The sequence below is a fragment of the Bradyrhizobium sp. sGM-13 genome (assembly GCF_018398875.1).
In the GTDB taxonomy this organism is placed as follows: Bacteria; Pseudomonadota; Alphaproteobacteria; order Rhizobiales; family Xanthobacteraceae; genus Bradyrhizobium.
The window spans coordinates 229,009-254,554 of record NZ_JAGWDK010000005.1; the positions used below are offsets into that span (position 1 = coordinate 229,009).

General features: G+C 63.5%; 28 protein-coding genes. 13 read left to right on the forward strand and 15 right to left on the reverse strand.

The window, feature by feature from the left end:
- Positions 1-12 precede the first annotated feature (12 nt).
- Genes KJQ96_RS09800 through topA form a run of 3 tightly spaced genes read right to left on the reverse strand, consistent with a single transcriptional unit; the run spans position 13 to position 5,558 of the window.
- A complete protein-coding gene (locus KJQ96_RS09800) occupies positions 13-450 on the reverse strand; it encodes a DUF983 domain-containing protein (RefSeq protein WP_213286432.1) in 438 nt (145 codons plus the stop codon).
- Entirely contained in the window at positions 438-2,792 is a 2,355-nt protein-coding gene (gene rnr / locus KJQ96_RS09805; RefSeq protein ID WP_213286433.1) for a ribonuclease R, read from the reverse strand. Before rnr ends, KJQ96_RS09800 begins: the two co-directional genes overlap by 13 nt.
- Positions 2,793-5,558 carry a type I DNA topoisomerase gene (gene topA / locus KJQ96_RS09810; RefSeq protein ID WP_213286434.1) on the reverse strand — a complete coding sequence of 922 codons (2,766 nt, stop codon included), beginning with the start codon at positions 5,556-5,558 and terminating at the stop codon, positions 2,793-2,795.
- 229 nt (positions 5,559-5,787) lie between these two features.
- Here topA and KJQ96_RS09815 point away from each other — a divergent pair, with 229 nt between their 5' ends.
- Positions 5,788-6,030: a hypothetical protein gene (locus tag KJQ96_RS09815; RefSeq protein ID WP_057845678.1), complete on the forward strand. Its 243-nt coding sequence runs from the start codon at positions 5,788-5,790 to the stop codon at positions 6,028-6,030.
- 78 nt (positions 6,031-6,108) lie between these two features.
- On the opposite strand, the gene KJQ96_RS09820 is transcribed toward KJQ96_RS09815, so the two are convergent.
- Entirely contained in the window at positions 6,109-6,585 is a 477-nt protein-coding gene (locus tag KJQ96_RS09820) for a helix-turn-helix domain-containing protein (RefSeq protein WP_213286435.1), read from the reverse strand.
- Positions 6,586-6,697: 112 nt separating this feature from the next.
- On the opposite strand from KJQ96_RS09820, the gene KJQ96_RS09825 reads away from it, so the two are divergent.
- Entirely contained in the window at positions 6,698-7,471 is a 774-nt protein-coding gene (locus tag KJQ96_RS09825; RefSeq protein ID WP_213286436.1) for an SDR family oxidoreductase, read from the forward strand.
- A gap of 170 nt (positions 7,472-7,641) precedes the next feature.
- Positions 7,642-7,782 carry a hypothetical protein gene (locus tag KJQ96_RS09830; protein WP_213286437.1) on the forward strand — a complete coding sequence of 47 codons (141 nt, stop codon included), beginning with the start codon at positions 7,642-7,644 and terminating at the stop codon, positions 7,780-7,782.
- Positions 7,783-7,830: 48 nt separating this feature from the next.
- Here the strand turns inward: KJQ96_RS09830 and KJQ96_RS09835 are convergent, their stop codons facing one another.
- Positions 7,831-8,439, reverse strand: coding sequence for an FMN-dependent NADH-azoreductase (locus KJQ96_RS09835; protein WP_213286438.1), 609 nt, complete (start codon positions 8,437-8,439; stop codon positions 7,831-7,833).
- 97 nt (positions 8,440-8,536) lie between these two features.
- Here KJQ96_RS09835 and KJQ96_RS09840 point away from each other — a divergent pair, with 97 nt between their 5' ends.
- Positions 8,537-8,938, forward strand: coding sequence for a helix-turn-helix domain-containing protein (locus KJQ96_RS09840; protein ID WP_213286439.1), 402 nt, complete (start codon positions 8,537-8,539; stop codon positions 8,936-8,938).
- On the opposite strand, the gene dprA is transcribed toward KJQ96_RS09840, so the two are convergent.
- Together dprA and KJQ96_RS09850 are read right to left on the reverse strand one after the other, a co-directional pair.
- Positions 8,935-10,050 carry a DNA-processing protein DprA gene (gene dprA, locus KJQ96_RS09845; protein WP_213286440.1) on the reverse strand — a complete coding sequence of 372 codons (1,116 nt, stop codon included), beginning with the start codon at positions 10,048-10,050 and terminating at the stop codon, positions 8,935-8,937. The two genes, KJQ96_RS09840 and dprA, sit on opposite strands and share 4 nt — an antisense overlap.
- A 67-nt stretch (positions 10,051-10,117) precedes the next feature.
- Complete coding sequence (locus KJQ96_RS09850) at positions 10,118-10,327, reverse strand: GDCCVxC domain-containing (seleno)protein (protein WP_213286441.1); 210 nt, start codon at positions 10,325-10,327, stop codon at positions 10,118-10,120.
- Positions 10,328-10,413: 86 nt separating this feature from the next.
- On the opposite strand from KJQ96_RS09850, the gene KJQ96_RS09855 reads away from it, so the two are divergent.
- The 3 genes from KJQ96_RS09855 to KJQ96_RS09865 all read left to right on the forward strand — a co-directional run bounded on the left by KJQ96_RS09855 (position 10,414) and on the right by KJQ96_RS09865 (position 13,418).
- Positions 10,414-11,652, forward strand: a complete 1,239-nt coding sequence (locus KJQ96_RS09855; RefSeq protein WP_213286442.1) for an amidase — start codon at positions 10,414-10,416, stop codon at positions 11,650-11,652.
- Between the two features lie 216 nt (positions 11,653-11,868).
- Positions 11,869-12,765, forward strand: coding sequence for an AraC family transcriptional regulator (locus KJQ96_RS09860; protein WP_213286443.1), 897 nt, complete (start codon positions 11,869-11,871; stop codon positions 12,763-12,765).
- Between the two features lie 53 nt (positions 12,766-12,818).
- Positions 12,819-13,418 (forward strand): cupin domain-containing protein, encoded by a 600-nt coding sequence (locus KJQ96_RS09865; RefSeq protein WP_213286444.1) that lies wholly within the window; start codon positions 12,819-12,821, stop codon positions 13,416-13,418.
- 19 nt (positions 13,419-13,437) lie between these two features.
- Here KJQ96_RS09865 and plsY read toward each other — a convergent pair whose 3' ends face one another.
- From plsY to KJQ96_RS09880, 3 genes are read right to left on the reverse strand one after another with little or no spacing between them, the layout of a single operon-like run.
- Positions 13,438-14,031 (reverse strand): glycerol-3-phosphate 1-O-acyltransferase PlsY, encoded by a 594-nt coding sequence (gene plsY / locus KJQ96_RS09870; RefSeq protein ID WP_213286445.1) that lies wholly within the window; start codon positions 14,029-14,031, stop codon positions 13,438-13,440.
- A gap of 33 nt (positions 14,032-14,064) precedes the next feature.
- Positions 14,065-15,366 carry a dihydroorotase gene (locus KJQ96_RS09875; protein ID WP_213286446.1) on the reverse strand — a complete coding sequence of 434 codons (1,302 nt, stop codon included), beginning with the start codon at positions 15,364-15,366 and terminating at the stop codon, positions 14,065-14,067.
- Positions 15,367-15,369: 3 nt separating this feature from the next.
- A complete protein-coding gene (locus tag KJQ96_RS09880) occupies positions 15,370-16,323 on the reverse strand; it encodes an aspartate carbamoyltransferase catalytic subunit (RefSeq protein ID WP_028345624.1) in 954 nt (317 codons plus the stop codon).
- 249 nt (positions 16,324-16,572) lie between these two features.
- Here KJQ96_RS09880 and KJQ96_RS09885 point away from each other — a divergent pair, with 249 nt between their 5' ends.
- From KJQ96_RS09885 to KJQ96_RS09895, 3 genes are all read left to right on the forward strand, one after another.
- Positions 16,573-17,310, forward strand: a complete 738-nt coding sequence (locus KJQ96_RS09885) for a M15 family metallopeptidase (RefSeq protein WP_309142394.1) — start codon at positions 16,573-16,575, stop codon at positions 17,308-17,310.
- 21 nt (positions 17,311-17,331) lie between these two features.
- Positions 17,332-18,975, forward strand: a complete 1,644-nt coding sequence (locus tag KJQ96_RS09890; RefSeq protein ID WP_213286447.1) for an acyl-CoA dehydrogenase family protein — start codon at positions 17,332-17,334, stop codon at positions 18,973-18,975.
- A 107-nt stretch (positions 18,976-19,082) separates the two neighbouring features.
- Positions 19,083-19,865 carry a type II CAAX endopeptidase family protein gene (locus KJQ96_RS09895; RefSeq protein WP_213286448.1) on the forward strand — a complete coding sequence of 261 codons (783 nt, stop codon included), beginning with the start codon at positions 19,083-19,085 and terminating at the stop codon, positions 19,863-19,865.
- A 29-nt stretch (positions 19,866-19,894) separates the two neighbouring features.
- On the opposite strand, the gene KJQ96_RS09900 is transcribed toward KJQ96_RS09895, so the two are convergent.
- Positions 19,895-20,398 carry a hypothetical protein gene (locus tag KJQ96_RS09900; RefSeq protein WP_249733894.1) on the reverse strand — a complete coding sequence of 168 codons (504 nt, stop codon included), beginning with the start codon at positions 20,396-20,398 and terminating at the stop codon, positions 19,895-19,897.
- A gap of 36 nt (positions 20,399-20,434) precedes the next feature.
- Here KJQ96_RS09900 and KJQ96_RS40155 point away from each other — a divergent pair, with 36 nt between their 5' ends.
- A complete protein-coding gene (locus KJQ96_RS40155; RefSeq protein ID WP_249733895.1) occupies positions 20,435-20,596 on the forward strand; it encodes a hypothetical protein in 162 nt (53 codons plus the stop codon).
- 120 nt (positions 20,597-20,716) lie between these two features.
- On the opposite strand, the gene KJQ96_RS09905 is transcribed toward KJQ96_RS40155, so the two are convergent.
- The 3 genes from KJQ96_RS09905 to KJQ96_RS09915 form a co-directional block, all read right to left on the reverse strand.
- Positions 20,717-21,640, reverse strand: coding sequence for an AEC family transporter (locus KJQ96_RS09905; protein ID WP_213286449.1), 924 nt, complete (start codon positions 21,638-21,640; stop codon positions 20,717-20,719).
- Complete coding sequence (ruvX, locus tag KJQ96_RS09910; protein ID WP_213286450.1) at positions 21,640-22,122, reverse strand: Holliday junction resolvase RuvX; 483 nt, start codon at positions 22,120-22,122, stop codon at positions 21,640-21,642. Before ruvX ends, KJQ96_RS09905 begins: the two co-directional genes overlap by 1 nt.
- A gap of 92 nt (positions 22,123-22,214) precedes the next feature.
- The gene (locus KJQ96_RS09915; RefSeq protein WP_213286451.1) at positions 22,215-23,150 is read right to left on the reverse strand and encodes a cyclase family protein; all 936 of its coding nucleotides are present in this window, start codon (positions 23,148-23,150) and stop codon (positions 22,215-22,217) included.
- Between the two features lie 199 nt (positions 23,151-23,349).
- Here KJQ96_RS09915 and KJQ96_RS09920 point away from each other — a divergent pair, with 199 nt between their 5' ends.
- Complete coding sequence (locus KJQ96_RS09920; RefSeq protein WP_213286452.1) at positions 23,350-23,565, forward strand: hypothetical protein; 216 nt, start codon at positions 23,350-23,352, stop codon at positions 23,563-23,565.
- On the opposite strand, the gene KJQ96_RS09925 is transcribed toward KJQ96_RS09920, so the two are convergent.
- Positions 23,552-24,433, reverse strand: coding sequence for a LysR family transcriptional regulator (locus KJQ96_RS09925; protein ID WP_213286453.1), 882 nt, complete (start codon positions 24,431-24,433; stop codon positions 23,552-23,554). The two genes, KJQ96_RS09920 and KJQ96_RS09925, sit on opposite strands and share 14 nt — an antisense overlap.
- A 103-nt stretch (positions 24,434-24,536) precedes the next feature.
- On the opposite strand from KJQ96_RS09925, the gene KJQ96_RS09930 reads away from it, so the two are divergent.
- Complete coding sequence (locus tag KJQ96_RS09930) at positions 24,537-25,511, forward strand: nitronate monooxygenase family protein (RefSeq protein WP_213286454.1); 975 nt, start codon at positions 24,537-24,539, stop codon at positions 25,509-25,511.
- The last annotated feature ends 35 nt before the right edge of the window (positions 25,512-25,546 follow it).

A 25,546-nucleotide genomic window follows, 5' to 3' on the forward strand; every position in this document is an offset into this window, starting at 1 on the left:
TTACCGATCTAGCTAGACCGGCGGAATGTCGCTAGGGGCATTTTCGTCAAAGCCGTGCATGCGCAGCGCCCATTGAATGCCGACCACCGCGCCCTTGATTGGCTGCAGCAGAACCAGCGATAAGAGGAACGTCACCGGCAAATAGATCGCCAACTGCAGCCATACGGCCGGCGAGAAATTGGTCTCGATCCAGAGCGCCGCCGGTACCACGATGTGGCCGACGACGACGATCACGAGATAGGCCGGCAGATCGTCGGCGCGGTGCGGGGTAAAATCGAGTCCGCACTTCGGGCAATTATCGGCAGTCTTCAGGAAAGCGCGAAACATCTTGCCTTCGCCGCAACGCGGGCAACGGCAACGGAAGCCGCGCTTCATCGCGGTCCAGAGGTCGCGATTCTCGGCCTGCGCGGTGTCCCGGGTCCATGTCGTCGCGGCGTTCACCGTTTCCATGACTTGCCTTTCTTCGATTTGCCGGGCTTGGCTTTGCCCGACTTGCCCTTGTGAGGCTTGCGAACCTTGTCGCGCGGGCTGCGGCCTGGATGCGATTTCGACGGCTTTACCGATGCCCTCGAACCGTCACGTTTTCTGCCGCGCGGAATGACCTTGCCTTCCACTTGGCCTTCCGACAACAGCTCGAACCGCAACGCGCCGGCTACCGGTGCAGCTTCTACCAGACGCACGTCGACAACGTCACCCAACCGGTGCATGGCACCGCTGCGTGAGCCGACGAGCGCGTGACGCGTCTCGTCATAATTGTAATACTCGGTACCGAGCGTGCGGATCGGGATCAGCCCGTCGGCGCCAGTATCGGATAACTTCACGAACAGGCCGGCGCGGGTAACGCCCGAGATACGGCCCTGAAACGTCGCGCCGATACGGTCGGCGAGGAAATGCGCGATCAGCCGGTCGGCGGTTTCGCGCTCCGCCTTCATCGCGCGGCGCTCGGTCAGCGAGATCTGCGCCGCGATCTCGCTCAGTGTCTCCAGCGTCTCGCTCTCCGGCAACGCGCCTTCGCCGAGACCGAGCGCGCGGATCAGCGCGCGATGCACGATCAGATCAGCGTATCGCCTGATCGGCGAGGTGAAATGCGCGTAGCGCCGCAAGTTGAGGCCGAAATGGCCGTAATTCTCCGCCGAGTATTCTGCCTGCGCCTGCGAGCGCAGCACCACCTCGTTGACCAGCGGCTCGTAATCCTCGCCGCGGACCTGACCCAGCACCCGATTGAACAGCGAGGGACGTAGCGCGCCGGTCTTCGCAAACGGCAGGTCGAGCGTTTTCAGGAATTCCTGGAGATTATGAACCTTCTCCAAGGTCGGTTCGTCATGCACCCGATAGATAAGCGGCAGCGCCTTCTTTTCGAGCGTTTCGGCCGCGGCGACGTTGGCGAGGATCATGAATTCCTCGATCAGCCGGTGCGCGTCGAGACGTTCGGGCACGATGACGCGATCGACGGTGCCGTCGGGCTTGAGCAGGATTTTTCGCTCGGGCAGATCGAGGTCGAGCGGATCGCGTTCGTCGCGCGCGAGCTTCACCAGCGCATAGGCCGCGTACAGTGGCGTCAGGATCGGCTCCAGCAGCGGGCCGGTGATATCGTCGGGCCGACCGTCGATCGCGGCCTGCGCCTGCGCGTAGTGCAGCTTCGCGGCCGAGCGCATCAGCACGCGGTGAAAGCTGTGCGAGCGCTTGCGGCCGTCGGGGCCGATGACGAGCCGCACCGCGAGCGCGCCGCGCGCTTCGCCCGGCACCAGCGAACAGAGATCGTTGGAGATGCGCTCGGGCAGCATCGGCACCACGCGGTCCGGAAAATACACCGAATTGCCGCGTGTCACCGCTTCGCGGTCCAGCGCCGAGCCCGGCCGCACATAGAAGGCGACGTCGGCAATCGCGACATGGACCACATAGCCGCCCTTGTTGTTCGGATCGGAATCGGGCGCGGCGTGCACCGCGTCGTCATGGTCCTTCGCATCAGGCGGATCGATGGTCACCAGCGGCAAGTCGCGCCAGTCCTCGCGGCCTTTCAAGTCAGCAGGCTGCGCGGCCACGGCCTCGCGCAAGGCGGATGGTGAAAACGCTTGCGGGATTTCGTGGGCATGGATCGCGATCAGGCTGATCGCCTTTTCGCTCGACAACGAGCCGAGCCGCTCCTTCACCTTGCCGGAGGCGAGGCCATAGCCGCGCGAGCGCACCAGATCGACGCTAATGAGGTCGCCATCCTCGGCGCCCGCGGTGTCCGATGGCGCGATGTTCAATTCGCGCCCGGCCTGCTTCTTGTCGACGGGAACGAGCAAGCCGCCGCCGCCAGGCAGTTTGCGGAAGATGCCGAGCACGCGCGCGCGGGCCTGATCGATGATCTTGATGATGCGCCCGCGATAGGGGGCGCCTTCGCTGTCATCGGCCTTCTCGATCCGCAACAGGGCCCGGTCGCCGACACCCGCCGCGGTGCCGGGTTGCAGACGGCGCGGGACGTGGATGCGGATCTTCGGCGCGGGGCCGCTCTGTTCTGTGTCCCATTCGGTGGGAGTGGCGAGCAGTTCGCCGTCGGTATCGCGCCCGGTGATGTCGGCGATCACGGTCGGGGGCAGGAGAACGGTCTCGTGAATCTTCCGGCCCCGCTTGGCGATGGCGCCTTCGTCGGCGAGCTCGCGCAGGATCCGTTTCAGTTCGGCGCGGTCGGCATTCTTCAGGCCGAACTCGCGGGCGATCTCGCGGGTGCCGACCTTGCCCGGATGCGCACGAATAAAGGCGACGATGGCGTCCCGGGCCGGAAAGCCATGGTCGTGTTTTCTCTTCACTTATCCTCGCGCCTTCCCCGCGCGCTTTTTCGCGGGCGTCTTGGATGCAGTGGGTTTTGCCGCCGATGTCTTGGCGGCGGAGGCGACCGGGGCACGCGCCTTGCTCACGGCCTCCGATTTCGGCTTCGCGGCCGGCTTCTTGGCCGGCACCTTCTTGGCAGGCTTCGGCGCGTCGGGATCGGCAGCCTTGCTGGCAGTCTTGGCGGCGGACTTCTTCGGCGCGGCCTTCTTGGCGCCGCGCTTCGGCTTGCCGCCGCCCTTGGCGGCGCGTTCGTCGATCAGCGCGATGGCTTCGGCCAGCGTGATCGTCTCCGGCGTCTTGTCGCTCGGGATCGTGGCGTTGACGCCGCCCGCCGTGACATAGGCGCCGTAGCGGCCGTTCTTGACGGCGACGCCGCCAAGGCTCGGATGCTCACCGAGCGGTTTGCCGGGATCGGCGCCGAAGCGGCGACCGCTCGGGCCTTTTGCGATCTTTTCTGCGATCAGCGTCACCGCGCGGTTGAGGCCGATGTCGAACACCTCGTCGCCGGCCTCCAGGCTCGCATAGGTCTTCTCGTGACGCACAAACGGGCCGAACCGGCCAATGCCGGCGGTAATCGGCTGCCCGGTTTCCGGATGCTTGCCGATCTCACGCGGCAGCGATAGCAGTTTCAGCGCCAGATCGAGCTCCATGTCGCCGGGCGACATGTTCTTCGGGATGCCGGCGCGTTTCGGCTTTTCGCCCTCGGGGTAGTCCTTCTGCTCGCCGAGCTGGATGTAGGGGCCGAAGCGGCCGGCCTTTACCGTCACGTCGAGGCCGGTTTCGGGATCTTTGCCGAGAACGCGGTCGGCGCTCGCCTCAGAGTCGGCGGCCAGCGGACGGGTATAGCGGCATTCCGGATAGTTCGAGCAGCCGACGAAGGCGCCGAACTTGCCGGCCTTCAGGTTGAGCCGGCCGGTGCCGCAGCTCGGGCACTGCCTGATGTCGCCGCCATCGGCGCGGGGCGGATAGATGTGCGGTCCCAGCATGTCGTCGAGCGCATCCAGCACCTCGGCAACGCGGAGATCCTTGATGTCGTCGACCGCGCCGATGAAGTCCGTCCAGAAATCCTTCAGCACCTGCTGCCAGGAAATCTCGTTATTGGAGATGCGGTCGAGCTGTTCTTCCAGCGCGGCGGTGAAGTCGTATTCCACGTAGCGCGCGAAGAAGTTTTCGAGGAAGGCGATTACGACGCGACCCTTGTCCTCGCCATGCAGCCGCTTCTTCTCCAGCTTGACGTAGCCGCGGTCTTTCAGGACCTGCAGGATCGAGGCGTAGGTCGAGGGACGGCCGATGCCGAGCTCTTCCATCCGCTTGACCAGCGAGGCTTCGGAGAAGCGCGGCGGCGGCTCGGTGAAATGCTGGGTGACGGCAAGCGCCTGCCGCTTCAAGGCTTCGCCTTCGCTCATGGCGGGTAGGCGGCGGGAATCCTCGTCATCACCGTCGTCGTCCTTGCCTTCCTGATAGAGTGCGAGGAAGCCGTCGAACTTGATGACCTGGCCCGAAGCGCGCAGCTCCAACACGCGGGAGTCGGCTTTCGCCGCGATATCCACGGTGGTGCGTTCGAGTTCGGCCGATTCCATCTGGCTCGCAATGGTGCGGATCCAGATCAGCTCATAGAGTTTCGCCTGATCGGGATCGAGGCGGCGGCGCAACTCGGCGGGCCGGCGCGACAGATCGGTCGGGCGGATCGCTTCGTGCGCTTCCTGCGCGTTCTTAGCCTTGGTCTGGTACTGCCGCGGCGCCTCGGGGACATAGGCGTTGCCGTAATCCTCGCCGATCACCTTGCGGGCTTGGGTGATCGCCGAGCCGTCGATCTGCACGCCGTCGGTTCGCATATAGGTGATGAGGCCGGTGGTCTCGCCGCCGATGTCGATACCTTCGTAGAGGCGCTGCGCGATCCGCATGGTGTGCGCCGGCGCAAAGCCGAGCTTGCGGCTGGCTTCCTGCTGCAGCGTCGAGGTGGTGAAGGGCGCCTGCGGATTGCGGCGCGCGGGTTTTGCTTCGACGGTCGAAACCGTGAAGTTTGCCGCTTCAATGGCCTTCTTGAGGTCTTCGGCTTCGGCGCCGGAGCCTATGTCGAGCCGCTGGATCTTCTTGCCGTCGGCGCCGACGAGGCGCGCCTCAAAGCTGTCGCCGCGCGGCGTGGTCAGGGTCGCGACCAGCGACCAGTATTCGCGCGGAACGAATTTTTCGATTTCGAGTTCGCGGTCGCAGACCAGCCGCAGCGCGACCGACTGCACGCGGCCGGCCGAGCGCGCGCCCGGCAGCTTGCGCCAGAGCACGGGGGAGAGCGTGAAGCCGACCAGATAGTCCAGCGCGCGCCGCGCCATATAGGCGTCGACCAGCGCGCCGTCGATCTGGCGCGGCGCCTTCATGGCATCGGTCACCGCTTGCTTGGTGATGGCGTTGAACACCACGCGCTCGATCTTCTGATCCTTCAGCGCGCGTTTCTGTTTCATCACCTCCAGCACGTGCCAGGAGATCGCTTCGCCCTCGCGATCAGGGTCGGTTGCGAGAATCAGTCGGCTGGCACCCTTCAGGGCCTTGGCGATGTCGTTGAGCCGGCCGGCCGCCTTGGGATCGACCTCCCAGATCATCTGAAAATTGGCGTCCGGATCGACGGAACCGTTCTTGGCGGGGAGGTCGCGGACATGGCCGAACGAGGCCAGAACCTCGTAGGAGGCGCCCAAATACTTATTGATCGTCTTGGCTTTCGCCGGCGACTCCACGATGACGATATTCATGTCATTCCAATGGCTTACGGGAAAAGATAAAGGCGGGTTCCGCGAGACTCGCGGCCCACCATTGGACCCGAACATGGGTGGTGAGGCGGCCCCTGTCAAATCGGCAAATGCCGCCAGGGAACCTTTCGCTGTCCACTTATATCTGAGGAGTTGCGAAATGCGCCCTAGAGTTGCGCCTCCAAAGGGGTTATTTCTGGGCAATATTTTGTGTCGTTAGGATGCAAATTTTTTGAGCAAGGCTGCGGGCGGCCGGAAGCGGAAGGCTTCAGGCAAGAAACCGGAATCGCCAACCGAAGAACGAGGTGAGGAAGGCGGCCCCGACGAGGCCGTGGCCTTCATTGCGGAGACCGTTGCCGAACTGGTCAAGCTCGCGGAGCGCCATCGGCTCGAGGTGCTTAGCCATTTGCTGGGCATGGCACAGCTCGAGGCGGAAGAGCGCCTGCGCACCCGCAGCAAACGCAAACTGTCGTGAGAGTTCGAACCGACGGCAGCCTCTCACGGGGGCACTCTCCCTTTTCCGGTAAGAACGGCAGAGGAGGAAGAAGGTCGGCTACGCCGTAACCCGCCCGCCTTGCTTCACCACCGTCCGTGGCTTCAGCGCGGTATCGGCCGCACTCAATAGCCGCCCATCCTGCGAGTAGAGTTCGAGTTTGCGAACCGGCTTACCCTTTTCCTTATCGACCAGGATGGTGGCGATCTCTTCCGGGTGCTCGTCGAATTCCTCGCTCCATTGCCGCAGGGCGACCAGGATGGGGAAGACACCGCGGCCTTTCGGCGTCAGCAGATATTCCTGATAGGCGCTGCCGTCGGAAGCGGGCGCGGTCTTCAGAATGCCCTGATCGACCAGCGCGCGCAGCCGCACCGTGAGGATGTTCTTGGCGAGCCCCAATCTCTTCTGGAACTCGCTGAAGCGGCTGATGCCAAACAGCGCCTCGCGAATGATCAGCATCGACCACCAGTCGCCGATCGCATCCAGCGAGCGCGCGATCGGGCAATCGTCATGCTCAAAGCTCGTTCGTTTCACCATTTCAGTCTCCGATCGGGTCTGAGACCGATCACGGCCTTGTGTGGTTGCAATATTAAACCAGATGCCCTAGCTAATCAAACCAGTTTAATAATGCAACCATCGGAGACGTGTCATGAGGCTCGCGAACAAGACGGCGTTGATCACAGGGGGCAACAGCGGCATCGGGCTTGCGACCGCAAAACTGTTCGTGGCCGAAGGTGCCCGGGTCGTCATAACAGGACGAAATCAGGCGACGCTCGATGCCGCTGCGAAGGAATTGGGCCCAAACGCGCTGGCGCTCGCGGCTGACGCCACCGACATCGCGGCGACCGAAGCTGCGATCGGGAAGGGGGCCGAAAAGTTCGGCAAATATGACATCCTGTTCGCCAATGCCGGGATCGCCGGTGGCACGCCGCTTGGTGACTCAACGCTCGAGGCGTTCGAGAAGGTCATCAGCACCAACCTGACCGGCGTGTTCTTCACCGTGCAATCGGCGCTGCCGCATCTCAACGACAACGCCTCGATCATTCTCAACGGCTCGGTGATCTCGGTGCTCGGGATCCCCGGCTATGCGGCCTATGGCGCGGCCAAGGCCGGCGTGCGCGCGATGGCGCGGATCATGGCGTCGGAATTGTCGCCGCGTGGCATACGCGTCAACGTGGTGGCGCCCGGTGCGATTCGCACCCCGATCTGGGGGGCGGCGATCGCCACGCCGGAAGCCGAAAAGGCGTTTGAAAAGCGCATCGCGTTGTCGACCCCGCTCGGCCGGATCGGCGAACCCGAGCATATTTCCAAGACGGTCCTGTTCCTCGCTTCCGACGATTCCGCCCATGTGCAGGGCCAGGAGTTGTTCGTCGACGGCGGCGCCACGGCCTCTCCAAGCGGTGCGCCAATCTATCGGGGGTAAGCAGGTCCCGGCACGATCCAAGCCGGTCAGCGGTCTGATCTCTGTCGCTGACAGGCTCCGGCGCCCTGCGGCGGATTGGCGCGGAGCCAGAACGCGCATTGAACCTGGGGTGTAACTGCAGGACATTTTGAGGCAGGCGTTCTTGCCAATCAAAGAACCGGAGAGCCGTCATGCCGAGAACCGCTGGCATCTCCTCGTCGGCGTCGCAAAGTTCGGATACCGCTCAACTTGTTTCAGTCGCCCTGTTTTCCGGGGTAGGTCTGCTGATCTCGCTGGTCGTCGTTATCCTGCGCATCAACGGCGTCTTCTGATCGAGCGGCTGCCGTCGCGCCTGGCGGCGGCAACCGCTCTTGCTCCAACTACGCCGCGTGGAGATCGCTAGCGGCCCTCAGCGCGCCGGCGACGGCTTTTTCGCGGTGCTCCGGGCCGACCTGAATGCCATCGGCGGAAATGAATTCGGGATTCCTGATGCCGATGAAGCCGAACACCCAGCGCAAATAGGTTTCGAGATGTTCGCCGAGCGCGGCCGGTGTGCCCGGGCCGTAATAGCCGCCACGCGAGATCGCGACGATGACGCGCTTGTTGCCGGCCAACCCATGGACACCTTGGGCATCGTATTTGAAAGTCTTCCCCGCGACCAGGATACGGTCGATCCAGGCCTTGAGCTGGCTCGGGATCGTGAAATTGTACATGGGCGCGCCGATCACGACGATGTCGGCGGCGAGAAATTCGTCCAGCATGGCCTGGCCGGCGGCGACGTCCGCCTGCAGCGAAGCGTCGACGGCCGCTCCCTGGCCGGCAGCAAGGTGTGAGCCGGTGAGATGCGCCAGCGGGGTCAGCGTAAGATCACGGTAGCCGACTTCGAGGCCGGGGGTGGATTGACGCAGGCGGTCGACGACGGCGGCGGAAACCTGGCGGCTGACGGAGTGGGGGCCGAGAACGCTGGAATCGAGATGCAGAAGCTTCATGAGGGGTCACCCTTGGTATACGTTTGTAACTGGCGCTATATGAGTGACTGTCGTAAGGTCCCGCAAGAACGCACATTTTTTACACCCGAGCACATCCATGAGACCCGAGCACAAAAAAGTGCCTGCCTTGCCGGCCGGTCCCCACCTCGACAGTGACTGCCGCGGCGCCGCATCCGTGCTGGCGCGGGTCGGCGATAAATGGAGCGTGTTCGTGATCATGATGCTTGGCGATGGCCCGAAGCGCTTCAACGAAATCAAGCGCATGATTGGCGGCATCTCGCAGCGCATGCTGACGCTGACGCTGCGCGGATTGGAGCGCGATGGTCTTGTGACGCGAACGGTGTTTCCAACCATTCCGCCGCGCGTCGACTATGAATTGACCGATCTGGGGCGTGGCTTATCCGAGCCGGTGAAGGCTCTCGGCACGTGGGCGATCAAGCATCAGCCGGAGATCCAACGCGCGCGGATGAAGTTCGACGCACGCAGCGAGAAGGACTAAATCAGCGACACCAGCCCGCCGCCATGACGCTCCAGCCGTCCGGCGAGTTCGAGCTCGAGCAGCACCGTGCGGACGATGGTGGGCGAGAGGCCCGACATCCGGATCAGATCGTCGAGGCTGACCGGGCTCGGTCCCAGCAGCGCGACGATGCGCTCGCGTTCGCCTGGATCGGTGTCGAAGTCGAGCGGCTCGTCGTCCTCGCGCGCCTCAAGCGCGATCGGCCGTTCGAGGATCGGCTGAATGGCGTTGATGACGTCGTTTGCTTCGGTGACCAGCGCCGCGCCCTGCTTGATCAGATCGTTGGTGCCGGCGGCGCGCGGGTCGAGCGGCGAGCCGGGAACTGCGAACACTTCGCGGCCCTGTTCGGCGGCCATCCGCGCCGTGATCAGCGATCCCGACCGGTGCGCGGCCTCGATCACGACGACGCCGAGCGAGGCGCCCGAGATCAGGCGGTTGCGGCGTGGAAAGTCGCGGGCGCGCGGCACGTGGCCGAGCGGCATCTCGGAAATCGCTCCGCCTTGTTTCAGCAAGATCGCCAGCAAATCTTGATGTTCCGGTGGATAGATCCGGTCGTGGCCGCCGGCCAGCGCCGCGACCGTGCCGCTTTCGATCGTCGCACGATGCGCGGCCTGATCGATGCCGCGCGCCAGCCCGGAGATGATCACGAAGCCAGCATCGCCGAGGTCGCGCGCCAATTGGCCGGCGAATTTCAACCCGGCCCCGGAAGCGTTGCGCGAGCCGACGATCGCGATCATCGGCCGCATCAGCGCGTCGGGGGTGCCGCGCACGCCGAGCAGCGGCGGCGGATCGTCAAGCGTCGCCAGCCGCGGCGGGTAGGCGGCTTCGCCCGGCGCCACCAGCGAAACGCCGATCTTGCTCGCCGCCGCGATCTCGGTCCGCGCCTCCTCCTCGCTGCAGATGCGCCCTGAACGCGCAGCGCCGCCACGCCGCGCCAGATCGGGCAATCGCTCCAGCGCCGCGCGCGCATTGCCGAAATGACTGATGAGCGAGTTGAAGGTGCGCGGGCCGACATTGTCGCTACGGATCAGGCGCAGCCGATCGATCCGCTCGGCGTCGGTGAGGTGAAGCGTGTGTGGCGTCCGGTCATGCATGCGGACACAGCTTTGCCCAACCTGAGATTGCGATCAACCTGTTTGACGTAAAAACGTCCTGAGCTTGTTAGCGGCTGCCGGCACCTTTGCCGCTTTCCTGAACGGGAGGACACGGCACGGAGCCGTACGAGCAGAACACGCAGCAGTCGCCCGCCAGCGGTTTCAGCGTCTCGCCGCAGCCTTTACAGACATACAAAAACTGGCAGGTGTCCGTTGGCATTTGCTCATCGGCTTGATGGCTGCAGCGCGGACAGGTCAGGATGGATTCAAGCTGCATCAGGAGTCACGGATAACTTTGACAGCGGCGGATCAATCATATTCCATCCAGCCGCCACGATCAAAAGCCGCAGGGAACCACGCCCCATGATCTCGCTCGCCGGCCTGCAGCGCCGCATAGATGCTGGCGAGCTTTCACCCGATGCCGCCGTCGCGCAGTCGATGGAAGCGATCACCACACAGGACAGGACGATCGGCGCTTTCGTCTGCCGTGCCGAAAATCTGCGCGCGGCGAGCACCGGACCGCTGCGCGGCGTCACGGTGGGCATCAAGGACATCATGGATACGGCGGAGTTTCCGACCGAGATGGGCTCGCCGATCTACCGGGGATATCGATCGCGCGGCGACGCTGCCGTCGTGATGATGCTGACGCAGGCGGGCGCAAGCATCATCGGCAAGACCACAACGACGGCATTCGCCTCGCTGGATCCGACGCCGACGCTCAATCCGCACAACAAGGGTCATACACCCGGCGGATCGTCATCGGGTTCGGCGGCAGCGGTTGCGGCCGGCATGATCCCGCTGGCGCTGGGGACGCAGACGGGCGGTTCGGTGATCCGGCCGGCCTCGTTCTGTGGCGTCGCAGCGATCAAGCCGTCCTACCGCCTGCTGCCGACGGTTGGCGTCAAATGCTACTCGTGGACGCTTGATACGGTGGGGCTGTTCGCGGCCGGCGTCGATGACGTCGCGCGCGGGTTATCGGCAATGACCGGCCGGCCCGAATTGCTTCTGCCGCCCACAATCTCAACACCACGCATCGGCGTCGTGATCCAGGATTTCGCCGGCGCGCCGGAAGCGTCAGGCGAGGCGGCGTTGCGGATTGCGAAGCGGGCGGTGGAGAAAGCCGGTGCCTCGGTGCGCGCATTGGATTTGCCCAAAATTGTTGCCGAGGCATGGTTGGCGCAACCGGTCGTGCAAGAGTTTGAGGCGCATCGGGCGCTCGCCTGGGAATATCGTGAACATTACGCGGAAATGGCGCCGCTCTTGCGGGCCAAGCTGGACGGGAGCAGGGACACAACGCCCGCCGCCTATGACGCGGCGATTAGAACAGCGAACCGCGCCAGACAAGCGCTGGAAAAAGTGTTCGATGAGGTCGATGTGCTGCTGACCTTCTCCGCACCAGGTGCTGCCCCGCGGGGTTTGGCTTCGACCGGCGACGCCCGCTATAACCGGCTCTGGACGCTGATGGGCGTGCCCTGTGTCAACGTTCCGGCTTTTGTGGCGGGCGTCAACTTGCCGGTGGGCGTGCAGGTGATTGCGAGATATGGCGCTGATGCCCAGGCACTGGCGGCGGCGCGGTTTGTGGAAGACGCGCTTAAATCGTAGATCCGGTCGTGGCCAGTGCCAGCACCGCGATCATGTCTCCGAGGGGATTATCAGGTGATCGCGCTGTTGGGGGAAGCAGGCCCTCAATGCCGCACGAATTGTTCAAGAAGTGTTTGAGCGAAGCGACGTGGAGCAAATTCTTCGATTTCAGTCAATCGAGTTTTTTTGTTGCCATGACGCAACCTAATCCGCCATCGCTCCGACCAAACGAAGTTCATGCCCGTGATGGCAGGTCAACGCGAACAATCCGCCTACGACGCAAGACGACTGGTAGCGATGGTCAAGCCCGATTTCTTCTCCCCAGGTCAGCCCCTCGATGAGGTTGCCGAAGCCATTTGGGACGTGGATTTTGATAACGCGATCACAGCACGGGCGCTTACCATCAAGGTTCTGCCGACGACATCGCCAGTCCTTGTCGTTCATTACCGCGCGGCGATGACGACGGAGCATCGGCCTGAGTATAGACGAGCTGCAAACGGCATGCAGACCAAGTCATTGACCCTTCGCCCGAGTGGTCCAGTCGGAGCTGTGCTTGTCCGTCTCAAGGCCGAAGAGGCCAGCCGTGTCCTCGGCTGTGACTTGGCTGATATAACCAACGCCAGCATCGAGCTCTCGGACATTTTTGGAAATCGAGAAGCGTCGCTGCTGGCGGAAAGCCTCGCGGCAGCAAAGAGTGCAGGCGAACGTGTGGCGCGGATGCGGCGATTTCTGCTCAACCGGATGGAGGCCCGCCGCATCGATCCCGTGGCGCGGGAGGCAATCCTCGCGCTCAAGCGGGATCCCGCCATTACAATGAACGAGCTCGTTTCGCACTTGGGCGTGGGCGAACGCAACCTGCAGCGCCGCTTCAAGAAGCAGATCGGCATCAGCCCAAAGCAATTTGCCCGTGTCGCACGGATACAAAGTGTCGTCGCTGTGCGCCTGAAAGGTAGCGATTGGGCCAACGTTGCCTACGAGGTCGGCTATAACGACCAGGCCCACCTCATTAACGATTTTCGGTCGCTGGTCGGCGCGCCGCCCGAGGCGTTCTTTCGCAGCACGACGGGGGCGGAATATCGCCACTGGAACGCACGCCTGGCAGCGTCGGATTTTTACAATACATTTCTGATCTAGCTGATTAGGCAACGCATCTCGAAGCTGGCCGACGGCATGAAGCGAGGAGATGCATGATGCTAACCGAAATCAAACTCGGAACCAGGCTCCACAATGCCTTTGACAAAGAGACGTTCGTTTTTTCAGGTCCAGTTGATGACCCTTCTGTCGCCCGTTTCGAGGTAATTCTCGAGAAGGGCGGATCAGGCGGGGGCAATGCGGTAGTCCATATTCACCCCAGCGCGGACGAGCATTTCACAGTGAAGTCAGGCCGCATCCGAATTGTCATCGAAGGCAAAGAGCAAGTTGTTGAAAGCGGCGGAAGAGCGATTGTACCCCGCGGCAAGGCTCACTTCTTTGCCAACGCCGGAGAGGACGCGGCCGAGCTTGAGATCGAGTTCACGCCCGCCCAGCAGCATCTTCGCTTCTTCGCTAACTTCGCCACGCTGGCGGCCCGCAAGGTTGGAGCATCCAGCACAGGTCGTCCGAACTTTCTGATGATGGCGCTTGTGCTCCACACCTATCGCGGTCATCTTTATCTCGCGGGCCCGCCGATCCTCCTGCAGAAAATCATCTTCGCAATGCTTGCGCCGCTGGCGAGGCTTCGCGGATACCGACTGGCGATCGAACCGCTTGCTGAGAAGCAGCAACTCGCGTCATGGCCGGCCGAGTAGGACCAGTTGCGCTGCTGATCTACCTCGCCCCGATCCGTCCTTCAGTCCCGGCCTGCAGCCGCTTGATGTTTTCGCTGTGCTTCCAGAACAGCAGCAATGTCAGCACGACGAACAGCGAGGCCAGCGCCGGGTGGCCGAACCACCACAGGAATAGCGGGGTGACAAACGCGGCAACCAGCGCCGACAGAGACGAATAGCGGGTCGTTAAGGCGGTGGCTAACCAGATCAGGCAGAACATCACGGCCCCCGGCCAGAACAGGCCGACCAGCACGCCGATATAGGTGGCGACGCCTTTGCCGCCGTTGAATTTGAGCCAGACGGGGAAGAGGTGACCGAGAAATGCGCCGAGCGCAGCCAAGATCGCCGCATCGGCGCCGCCGAAATAGCCTGCGATCATCACCGCAACGGTGCCCTTGAGCATATCGCCGATCAGCGTCGCAGCGGCGAGGCCCTTGCGCCCCGTGCGCAATACGTTGGTGGCACCGATGTTGCCGGAGCCGATCGAGCGCAGATCCTGCGTGCCCGCGACTGTGGTCAGTACCACCCCGAAGGGAATCGAGCCCAGCAGATAGCCGAGAACGAATGCCAACGGCAGCCATACTTCAGGTGACATCGCCGTTACTCCACGCGGGCTGGTTCGGACGAATCAGACGTGTTCATAAACTGTCCGCCCGCCCACGATAGTACGCACAACGCGTCCCGAGAAGCGGGCTTCGTCGAACGGCGTGTTCTTGCACTGCGATTTGAGGTCGGCGGGATCGAGCACCCAGGGCGTATCGGGGTCGATGACGATCACGTCGGCCGGGGAACCCGCCCGCAGCGAGCCGCCGGGCAGGCCGAGAAGCTCCGCAGGGCGGGTCGACATCGCCCGGATCAGCGTTTTGAAATCCATCTCGCCGTTGTGGATCAGCCGGAGCGCCGCCGGCAGCATGGTCTGCAGCCCGACCGCGCCGGAAGCCGCTTCCGCGAACGGCAGCCGCTTCACCTCGACGTCCTGCGGATTGTGATCGGACATCACGACGTCGACCAGGCCGGAGGCGACCGCTGCGACGAGGGCGAGGCGGTCCTCCTCGGTGCGCAGCGGCGGCGAAAGCTTCAGGAAGGTGCGGTAGGGGCCGATGTCGTTTTCGTTCAGCGTGACGTGGTTGATCGATACGGAGGCGCTGACGTCGAGGCCGGCGTCGCGCGCGCGCTTGAGGATTTCCAGCGACTCTATCGACGACAGCGAGGCCGCATGATAGCGCCCGCCGGTCAGCGCCACGAGACGCATGTCGCGTTCGAGCATCACTGCCTCGGCGGCGTTGGGAATGCCGGCGAGCCCAAGCCGGGCGGCGAACTCGCCCTCGTTCATCACGCCTTCGCCGACGAGATCAGGGTCCTCGGTGTGGTGCACGATCAGCGCGTCGAAATCCCGCGCATAGGTCAGGGCCCGGCGCATCACCTGTGCATTGGTGACGCTCTTGTCGCCGTCGGTAAAAGCGACCGCGCCGGCGGCCTTCAGGAGACCGATCTCGGTCATTTCCTGGCCGCCCAGCCCCTTGGTCAGGGCCGCCATCGGGTGGATGTTGACGATGGCGGTGTCGCGCGCGCGGCGCAGCACGAAGTCCACTGTCGCCGAATTGTCGATGACGGGCGAGGTATCCGGCTGGCAGATGATGGTGGTAATGCCGCCCGCGGCCGCGGCCAAGCTGGCAGAGGCAAAGGTCTCGCGGTGACTGGCGCCGGGTTCGCCGACAAAGGCGCGCATGTCGATCAGCCCGGGGGCGACGATCTTGCCGGCGCAATTGACGATATCGGTACCTTCGGGCACGCCGGCGGCGCCGATGCCGCGCCTTGAATCCCGGATCGTGCCATCCGCAATCAGAACGTCCCCGAGGCCGTCGAAATCCCGGGAGGGATCGACGACGCGGGCATTGGCGAGCAGGATCGGGCGGCGGTCGGTCAGCATGATTTACGCGTTCGGCAGGTTGCGGGCGAGCGCTTCAAGCACCGCCATCCGCACTGCTACTCCCATTTCCACCTGTTCACGGATCAACGATTGCGCGCCGTCGGCCACGATCGAGTCGATCTCGACGCCGCGGTTCATCGGGCCCGGATGCATTACCAGCGCGTCCGGCTTGGCGTAAGCGAGCTTCTTCTGGTCGAGGCCGAAATAGTGGAAGTATTCGCCCGACGACGGCACGAAGGAGCCGTTCATGCGCTCGCGCTGCAGCCGCAGCATCATCACGATATCGGCGCCGTTGAGGCCTTCGCGCATGTCGCGCGCGACCTCGACGCCCATCCGCTCGATGCCGCGCGGCAGCAGCGTAGAGGGAGCGACGACGCGGACGCGAGCGCCCATGGTGTTGAGCAGGAGGATATTGGAGCGCGCTACGCGGGAATGCATGACGTCGCCGCAGATCGCGATCACGAGGCCTTCCAGCCGGCCTTTATTCCGGCGGATGGTCAGCGCGTCCAGCAGCGCCTGGGTCGGATGTTCGTGCGCACCATCGCCAGCATTGATCACGGAACCGTCAACCTTGCGCGCCAGAAGTTCCACCGCGCCGGAGGCGTGGTGCCGCACCACCAGGATATCGGGGTGCATGGCGTTGAGCGTCACCGCGGTGTCCATCAGCGTCTCGCCCTTGCGGATCGAGGACGAGGACACCGACATGTTCATGACGTCGGCGCCAAGCCGTTTTCCCGCCAGTTCGAACGAGGATTGGGTTCGGGTGGAGGCCTCGAAAAACAGGTTCACCTGGGTGCGACCGCGCAAGGAAGTGCGCTTTTTGTCCACCTGGCGGTTGAGCTCGACATATTCCTCGGAAAGGTCGAGCAGGCCGGTAATGTCGGCAGCGGAAAGCCCCTCGATTCCCAGCAAGTGCCGGTGCCCGAGGACGAAGGTCGATTTCGATGCAGGGGTCATTAAAGCGAGAGCTATAGGCAGAGATGCCATGCAGGGCAAGCTTCAAATCCGAGGTGCCGACTTATCCACTAGCGCTTCCGCGACAGGGTAAATGGGCCCCCAATGTTCCAAGCCTGGGGATTCCACTAGAATGGCCGGGATTGGCACGCGGTACATCGGGGAAAACGTGCGGCATTTCACTCAGTGCATTCGGACCATGTGGGTACCGGCGTGACCGTCGGCAGCGGTGCTGGAAGGCGGGTAGTACTCGTGGCGATATTCGCGGCGGGTTGCATCGCGAGCGCCGCCGCGCAGGCGCCAAAACTGCCGGCCGGTTTCGTATATTTGCGCGATATCGATCCGACCATCATCCAGGATATCCGTTACGCCGGCTCGAACAATTTTGTCGGCCGTCCGCTGCGGGGCTATCAGGCTGCCGAATGCGTGGTGAAGCGCGAGGTCGGCATGCGCTTGAAGAGCGTTCAGGAAGAACTCGCGCTGCAGAACCTGTCGCTAAAGATGTTCGATTGCTACCGCCCGGTGCGCGCGGCGGCCGACATGGTGGCCTGGTCGCGCGATGGCCGCGAAACACCGGCGCAGAAGCGCTACAATCCATCGTTCAGCAAGGCCGACCTGTTTCGCCTGGGCTATATTGCTAAACGTTCCGGGCATTCGACCGGTGCGGCGCTCGATCTCACATTGGCTGATCTGAAGGCCGACAATTCGGCAACTTTCGATCCCGCCAAGGATTATGCCGACTGCATCGCCCACGTGCACCTGCGCGCGCCGGAAGGCAGCGTCGACATGGGCACCGGCTACGATTGTTCCGACGCCAAGTCGCACACGGCGGCGAAATCCATCACCGCGGCGCAACGCCGCTGGCGCGAGAAGCTGGTTCAGGTGATGGCGCGGCGAGGATTTGTAAACTATTCGAAGGAGTGGTGGCACTTTTCGCTGCCGGGCGCGGGCGGGCAGGCCTATGATTTCCCGATCACGCCGCGGAAGTGATTAACCGTTCCAGGATCAGCCATGAGCCAGGCAACATTTTCGACCCACGAGGTCTTCAACCAGTCGCCGCCATTCGAGGATGTCGATCTATACGTGGCCGACCGGCCGCTGCTCGATGCAGTCGCCGCCAATGGCGGCGCTGCGGCAGAGGGGGAGCTGTCTGACTTCGGCAAGCATTGGGGTTCTGCGGCAATGGCGGAGCGCGGCCGCATTGCCAACGAAAATACGCCCAAGCTGCGTGCCTTCGATTCACGCGGCAATCGCCGTGACGAAGTCGAATTTCACCCTGCCTATCACGAACTGATGGCGCATAGTGCGCATGCCGGCGTGCACAATTCGACCTGGACTGCCGACGGCAAGCCGGCCGGCGGCGCGTCCGAAGTGGTGCGCGCGGCGAAATTCTACATGGCAGCACAAGTCGAGACCGGGCATCTCTGCCCGATCACCATGACGCGCGCGTCGGTGGCGGCGCTTGCGGAACAGCCTGACCTATTGGCGAAGGTGATGCCGGTCGTCGCGACGCGTTCCTATGACCCGAGCTTTGCACCGTGGCCGAAAAAACGCGGCATGACGCTCGGCATGGGCATGACCGAGAAGCAGGGTGGCACCGACGTCCGCTCCAATCTGACGCGGGCGGAGCGTGACGGTGACGTCTACCGCATCACCGGACACAAATGGTTCATGTCGGCGCCGATGTGCGACGCTTTTCTGGTACTGGCGCAGGCCAAGGATGGCTTGACCTGCTTCTTCATGCCGCGCTTTGCCCCGGACGGCTCGGTGAACGCGATCCGGTTCCAGCGGCTGAAAGACAAGCTCGGCAACCGCTCGAATGCCTCCTCGGAAGTCGAGTTTCACGGCGCCTACGCCGAGCGCGTCGGCGCCGAGGGCAAGGGCATCCGTACCATCATCCAGATGGTGCAGTTGACGCGGCAGGATTGCGCGATCGCGTCTGCCGGCCTGATGCGATCGGGGCTGGCGCATGCGCTGCACCACGCCCGGCACCGCAGCGTGTTCCAGAAGCATCTCGCCGACCAGCCGCTGATGCAGGCGGTGCTGTCGGACATGGCGCTGCATGTCGAGGCCACCGTCGCGCTGGCGATGCGGCTATGCCGTTCGTTCGATCGCGCCCCTGTTGACGCCAAGGAAGCCGCCTATATGCGGCTGCTGACCCCCGCCATCAAATACTGGGTCTGCAAGAGCGCTCCGGGCTTTCTCTATGAGGCGATGGAGTGCCTCGGCGGCAACGGCTACGTGGAGGAGGGCATTCTGGCGCGGCATTACCGGGAGTCGCCGGTCAATGCGATCTGGGAAGGCTCCGGCAATGTGATGTGCCTCGACGTGCTGCGCGCGCTGTCGCGCGAGCCGGAAGCAGCCTCCGGCGTCGTGCATGAACTGACCGGCGAGACGCTCGGATTGCCGGGTGCAGGTGAAACCACCGCGTTCATCGGCAAGGCGTTCCACCGGCCGGACAGCGAGCGCGTGGCGCGGCTGGGGGTCGAAAAGCTGGCGCTGCTGGCGGCGGCTGCTGCGCTCAATGCCGTGTCGCCGCGGCATGCCGAGTTGTTCGCAGCCACGCGTCTTGCCGGCAACCACGCCGGCATGTATGGCGCGGTCGATCTGGATAGTGGCGATGTCCGCGGCCTTATGGAGCGCGCGCTGCCGTGAGCATGAATGCGTCTCACCGTCGTGGCTTGGGTTTGCCGCTTTCGCTGAAGCTTCAGCGGCAAGCCCGGGCATGACGAAGATAATCCTCCGGCTATGAAAGTCACTTGATGGACTGCCTCACCACCGCAAGTCCCGCTGCCGTGCCGCCAGCGATGCCGGATCAGCGGCCGCCATGCGCCTGGAAATTCTGGGGCACGACGCTGTGGGGCCTGTTCATCTTTGCCGCCGTGTTCCTCGGCCAACTCTCGGTCATCATCTATTTTGTGCTGTGGCAGGGCGGATCGTTCGACATCACTGAGGCGATCCGTGTCATCGGCGGCGGCCTGACCATCTCGCTCTCGGTCATCCTGGGATTACCCGCCGTGCTGCTGGCGACGTGGATTGCAATCCGACCGACGCGCATACCGTTTGCCGATTATCTGGCGCTGCGCTGGCCCTCATGGCGCAATTTCTTCATCGGCCTCGCTGCGCTAGTCATTCTCGTCGGCGGCTGGGACCTGCTGTCGCGCGCGCTCGGGCGCGAGGTGACGCCGGGCTTCATGGGCGAGGTTCTGAAGACAGCGCAAGCCGACGGCGCGCTGTGGCTATTGGTGATCGCGTTTGCCGTCGCCGCGCCGATGTGGGAGGAGATCTTCGTGCGCGGGTTTCTCTACCGCGGCTGGTCGGAGTCGCGGCTCGGCGTCGCCGGGGCGATCTTCCTGTCCTCGCTGGCCTGGACTTCGCTGCATCTGCAATACGACTGGTTCTTTTTCGGCGAGGTGTTTTCGATCGGCTTGTTGCTGGGCTATCTGCGCTACCGCACCAATTCGACCTGGCTGACGGTCGTCCTGCACGGCATCAACAATCTGGCGGCGACCATCCAGACTTTCTGGCTGGCTGGTAGTGGGTAGGTCAAACCGGACGATTTACGGGTGTGGGCCTACTTTGTATTCGGGTTCGTCAACGCGCGATCGATGATGTCGTCATAGAGCGCCCATTGCTGCCGCGAGTTCTCGATGCTGATCTTCGAAATATCGAGATCCGCAAACAATTGGTCGGTGAGCGCCCGGTATTGACGATAGAGGGCGATCAGGCCGTCAAGACCGGCCAGCCCGCGCCTCCTGGCGTACGGCGATTCCAGTTTCCAGTTGGCCTGATAGTTCACCCATTTATCGCCTCGCTGCGCCGAGACGGCGCGAATGGCGCTGTCGACGTCGTCCTGGTGGAAATAGATCAGCAGCGGGCGCAACGGCTTGATGACCGCGACAACTTCCCGGCAATAGGCGGCGATCAACTCCATGTCGGCTTCGAGCAGCAGCAGCGACGTCAGATTGCCGTGGAACAGTTGCCCGTCGACAGCCTGGATGCGGTCGGCGGCCAGCGAACTGTCAACGAAGGCGCGCCACTTGGCGATGCACGATTTGGCAAGCTCTGCCGGCGGCATCGCGCTCCAGGGCAGGTCCCAATCGAACCGGATCGGATGCGGATCGACCCCTTCGGTTATCCGGTGGCGGGGATGCCGGATGCCTCCAGCCGGCGAGCGATGTTCACTGTGACGGTCGACTTCCCGGATCCCATGATCCCCTCGACGATCACAAGCCTTGGCCAGACGTTGCTCAATGGCGGGATCAAGATGGAATGACCATGCTCGGGGGCGCATCGGGTGGTGATCGACAAGGCGCGTTGTCTCGCGTTGTCTATTTCTACCTAGTGGGCTGGCACGAGGCAAGTTTGCGCCGCGACAATATCCGCCGCGGCTGTTCTATGCCACCAGCGCGATCGCGATCGGCATCGTGATCGCCGCCAATATCGTCTGCAGCGTGATGATCTGCGCCAATAGCGGCGCGTCCCCGCCCATTTGCCGCGCCAGCACATAGGCGGAGGAAGAGGTGGGCACGGCCGAGCAGACAGCAACGATCACCAGGCTTGAGCCCGATATGCCGAACCACAGCGCCAGCGCGACGCCAAGAACCGGCATCAGGATCAGCTTGAGGAACACCGCGATCGAAGCGGCTAGGCTCGGACGGAACATACCTGCAAGCTGCAGGCCCGCGCCGGTGACGAGCAGTCCGATGCCGAGGGAGGAGCGGCCGAGCGCCTCGGCGACGTCGTGCCAGACCTGTGGCAGCGGCAGATGCGTGACATTCACCGCAAGCCCGATCGCGCAGGCCCAGATCAAAGGATTCGTCAGCACTGTCATCACGGTCGCGCGGAGCGACTGCTTTTCCGGCGTAGCGTAGTGAGCCAGCACCGACACGCTGAACACGTTCACAAGCGGAATGATCGCGACCATGGCGACGGAGGCCAGCGCCAGCCCGGTGTGGCCAAAGAGATTGCTAGAGATGGCGAGCGCGACAAAAGTCTGCCAGCGCGTTGCGCCCTGGAAGATCGAGGTGAAGGCCGGGCCATCGATGTTCCAGCGGGAGAAGAGGGGCCGCAGCGCCAGGCACAAGAGCGACATCACTAGCGCCGAGAGCATCAGCGCGCCGCCGACCCCGGCCACCGGAACGCTGGACAGATCGGCCTTCACCAGCGTCTGGATCAGTAGCGTCGGGAACAGGACGTAATAGGTCAGCCTCTCCAGCCCGTGCCATTGCGTGTCCAGCCGCATCAGGCTGCGCTTGAGGATGAAGCCGAGCACGATCAGCAGAAACACCGGCAGCAGCGCCGAGATCACCACCGCCATCAGCGATCCCCGCGCAGCTTCTTGAGCCGGTCCAGCGCACCCTGCAGGATGAAGATGGCGGCATGCTCGTCGATCACCTCGGCGCGGCGGGCGCGAGAAACATCCATGCCGATCAGTTCGCGCTCGACGGCTGCGGTCGAAAGCCGCTCATCCCACAGCGCAATCGCCAGATTCGTCAGGTTCGAAAGATTGCGGGCAAAGGCGCGGGTCGATTGCGCGCGCGGGCCCTCGCTGCCGTCCATGTTGATGGGCAAGCCGAGCAAGAAGCCCACAGCGTTGCGCTCACCCGCGATCGCCAAGAGCCGCGCCGCGTCGGCCTTGAACGCCTTGCGCTGGATCGTCTCGACGCCGGTCGCGAGCCTTCGGTCGGGATCGGACACGGCAACGCCGATGGTCTTGGTGCCGAGATCGAGCCCAATGAGGGCGCCGCGCGCGGGCCAGTGCGTGACGGCGTCGATAAGGGGGAGAATGGGTGCGGGCATGATCCCGCTTAACACGCAGGGCGTTGCTCAGGCAAAGCCGATCATGGCGTGGCGTCCATGCGAGAACGCCACGCCATATGTCGCTATTGGTTTTACCGAATCGCGACCGGGTTGATCATGCTCTGCACACCGCCTTTGAAGCGCGGGTGTCCGAGCACAAACAGGAACTCATAAGCCTTGTCCTTCGCCAGTTCCGCGGTGTCCATATTTTCGAGAATGTAGGTGCCGTTCATCGGCAACAGGACTTGGTGCACCTCGAAGACGTTCTTGGTCTCGAACGGCACCACTTCGAGGCCCCAGGTATCGGCACCGACCGCAACGACGCCCTTGCCGGTGAGATATTTGGCTCCTTCGACGCCCAGGCCAGGTTCACCCGCGCCGTAGCGCTTGTCGTCCTTGCCGATCAGACTGAGCCAACCGGTGTGGAAGATCACGACGTCGCCCTGGCGAATCTCGACGCCCTGTTTTTTTGCGACCTCCTCGATCTCCTTTACGTTGAAGGCGGTGCCTTCCTTGACGATGTCTGTGTTGTAATGGGCCGCCATGTCAAGCAACACGCCGCGGGCCACTATCGGGGGGATCTTCTCGACGCCGAGCTTTTTCAAACCGGTCGGATCGCCGAAATCGGCAAGCTTGTTCCCGTTGTAGTAGACGTGCTCGACGCCGATGTGGCCAAGCCCGTCGAGCTGGCTGCCGACGCCGACCCAGCCGTCGAGCAAATCGTCGTTGTAGGTGGTCTTGGTCGGACCCAGGCCGGGAATGCCGGCCTGACCGGGCTGAACGACGGTGATCTTGAAGGCGCGCGGCGGATAGGCGGGGGTCTTGGAATCGACAGGAATGCCGAGTGCGTAGGTCTTGCCGGTCTTGACCAAACCCGCTGCCTTCACAACGAGCTCGGGCTTCATGTAGTTGGCGGCGCCGATCTCGTCGTTCGGTCCCCATTTCGATTTCGTCCAGTCTTGAGCGCTTGCCGTTCCGACCGTACCCAACAGGGCAACAGAACAGCACAACACGAATGCGTTGCGCATCGCAGTTCCTCCCAGATGTTGACGTTATGGTTTTTGGTAACTAGCGGCTCATACTAACGTAGCGGTGCGCGGCGGCTAGAAATTTTTCGAGCCGATGCGTGTGTTGCGATCGAAGGCCGCGAGTGCTGTGCCGCAATTCGACTTGTCGCAGAATTGAGGCAGCGGAATTTTCGCGCAACGGAACGCATGGGGCAGTTCAGTGGATGCGCTCAGTCTGTTCGGCCTGTTCGCGGTGACCGCGATGCTCGTGGCCTACGCGCTGGAGGACCGCAGCCACTGGTTCATCCTTGCCTTTGCAGGCGCATGTGCGCTCGGTTCGGTGTACGGATTTCTGCAGGGCGCCTGGCCGTTCGGGCTGGTCGAGGCGATCTGGGCCGGCGTCGCGCTGCGGCGCTGGCATATCAGGCGGCGATGACCTCGCCGTTATTTTCCAAGCAGGCGGCAAAGCCCTGCAGGGCGCTGTATTGATGGGCCGTGCGACGGGTGATGAAAAGCGTCTCGACGCGTGCCTGCGTCGGGTTCAGCGTGTGGACGTTGACAGTTTCGTTCCGCCCGACCACGGCGCGCGGCAGCAGTGTCACGCCCATGTCGGCGGCGACGCAGCCGATCATACCGTCGAGCGTGCCGAGCTCGAAGCGCGTCGCCGACGGCCAGCCGAATTCCGAAAACACCTGTTCGAGCCGCTGCCGGTACGTGCAGCCGATGCGGAAGACCAGGGCGGTCGGACCCGAGCCGGGCGTGCCTGCGCGTAAAGCACTGAGGCTCTGCCAGCGCCGTGCCGTCACCAGCACCAGTTCTTCGCGGAAGGCGACCGTCGCGTCGAGTTCGGCATGCTCGATCGGACCGGCAACGAATGCGCCGTCAAACTTGCCATTGAGCACGCCGGCCACGAGGTCAGCCGTTGTCGAGGTCCGCAGGCTCAATTGAACAGCGGGGAAGCGGCGATGGAATTCGGCGAGCAAAGAGGGCAGGCGTACCGCGGCCGTCGTTTCCATCGAGCCAATCGACAGCGGCCCCTTCGGCTCGCCATCGTCGCGCGCGGCCAGCACCGCCTCGCGCGACAGCGCCGCCATCCGGTCGGCATATGGAAGCAGGCGGCGGCCGGCGCCGGTCAGCATCATGCCGCGGCTGTGCCGTTCGAATAGCGCGGTGCCGATCTCGGCTTCCAGCGCCTTCACGCGCTGGGTGACGTTGGACTGCACGGTGTTGAGTTCGTCGGCGGCGCGGGTGATGCCGCCGAGCCGGGCAACGGCCGAGAAGGTGACGAGATCGCTCAGCTCCATGGCAAGCTCCGTTTCTTTCCAGAGATGGTAGAGTTCTATAGTATTCATTTTTAGAGAATGATAGTTCGGTCTAGATTGCCTGTCCAGTTTGCAGGGAATGGACATGCCGATCTCCACGCCGTTGACCGCCCGTCTGGGCATCCAGCATCCGATCCTGTCGGCGCCGATGGATGTGATTGCGGGCGCGCGTCTGACATCAGCGGTCAGTACTGCCGGCGGGTTCGGCATTCTCGGCGGCGGCTATGGCGACCGGGCGTGGCTCGAGCAGGAGACGGCCAAGCTTGCCGATCTATCCGGTCCCTTCGGCGTCGGCTTCATCACCTGGAGCCTTGCCAAGCAGCCGGCGCTACTGGATGTCGCGCTTGAAGCTGGTCCACGCGCCATCATGCTCTCGTTCGGCGATCCCACACCTTTCGCACCGCGCGTCAAATCATCGGGCGCGTTGTTGATCTGCCAGGTTCAGGACGAGGATATGGCCCGACAGGCGCTGGATGCAGGCGCCGACATTCTGATCGCGCAGGGAACGGAAGCCGGCGGCCACGGCGCCTCGCGCAGCACGATCGACATCGTGCCGGCGATTGTTGATCTGGCGGCTGGCCGGGTGCCAGTTGCAGCAGCAGGCGGGATAGGCGACGGCCGCGGGCTTGCGGCGATGATGATGCTGGGCGCTTCCGGCGTACTGCTGGGCACCCGCTTTTATGCCAGCCAGGAATGCGACGGCGCGGATGAAGCCAAGCGGCGCATCTGTGCCGCAACCAGCGGCAACAGCGTCCGCGGCATCATTTTCGATCTGTCGCGCAACAATGTCTGGCCGGCGCCGTTTACCGGCCGCTGCCTGATCAACGATCATGCGCGGCGCTGGATGGGACGCGAGGTCGAACTGATGCAGAATATCAAAGCGGTTGCCGACGAATATGCGGCGGCAAGAGCGGCGGGCAATTTCGATATCGCTGCCGTCATCGCGGGCGAAGCCGTCGGGCTGATTCATGATATCCCGCCGGCCGGCGAGATCGTTGACAGGATCGTTACCGAGGCAGAGCAGATATTGGGCGGACGGCGGAATTCCGTCGCCACCTGACCCGCACCGACATTCAATTCATTCAAGCGAGCAGA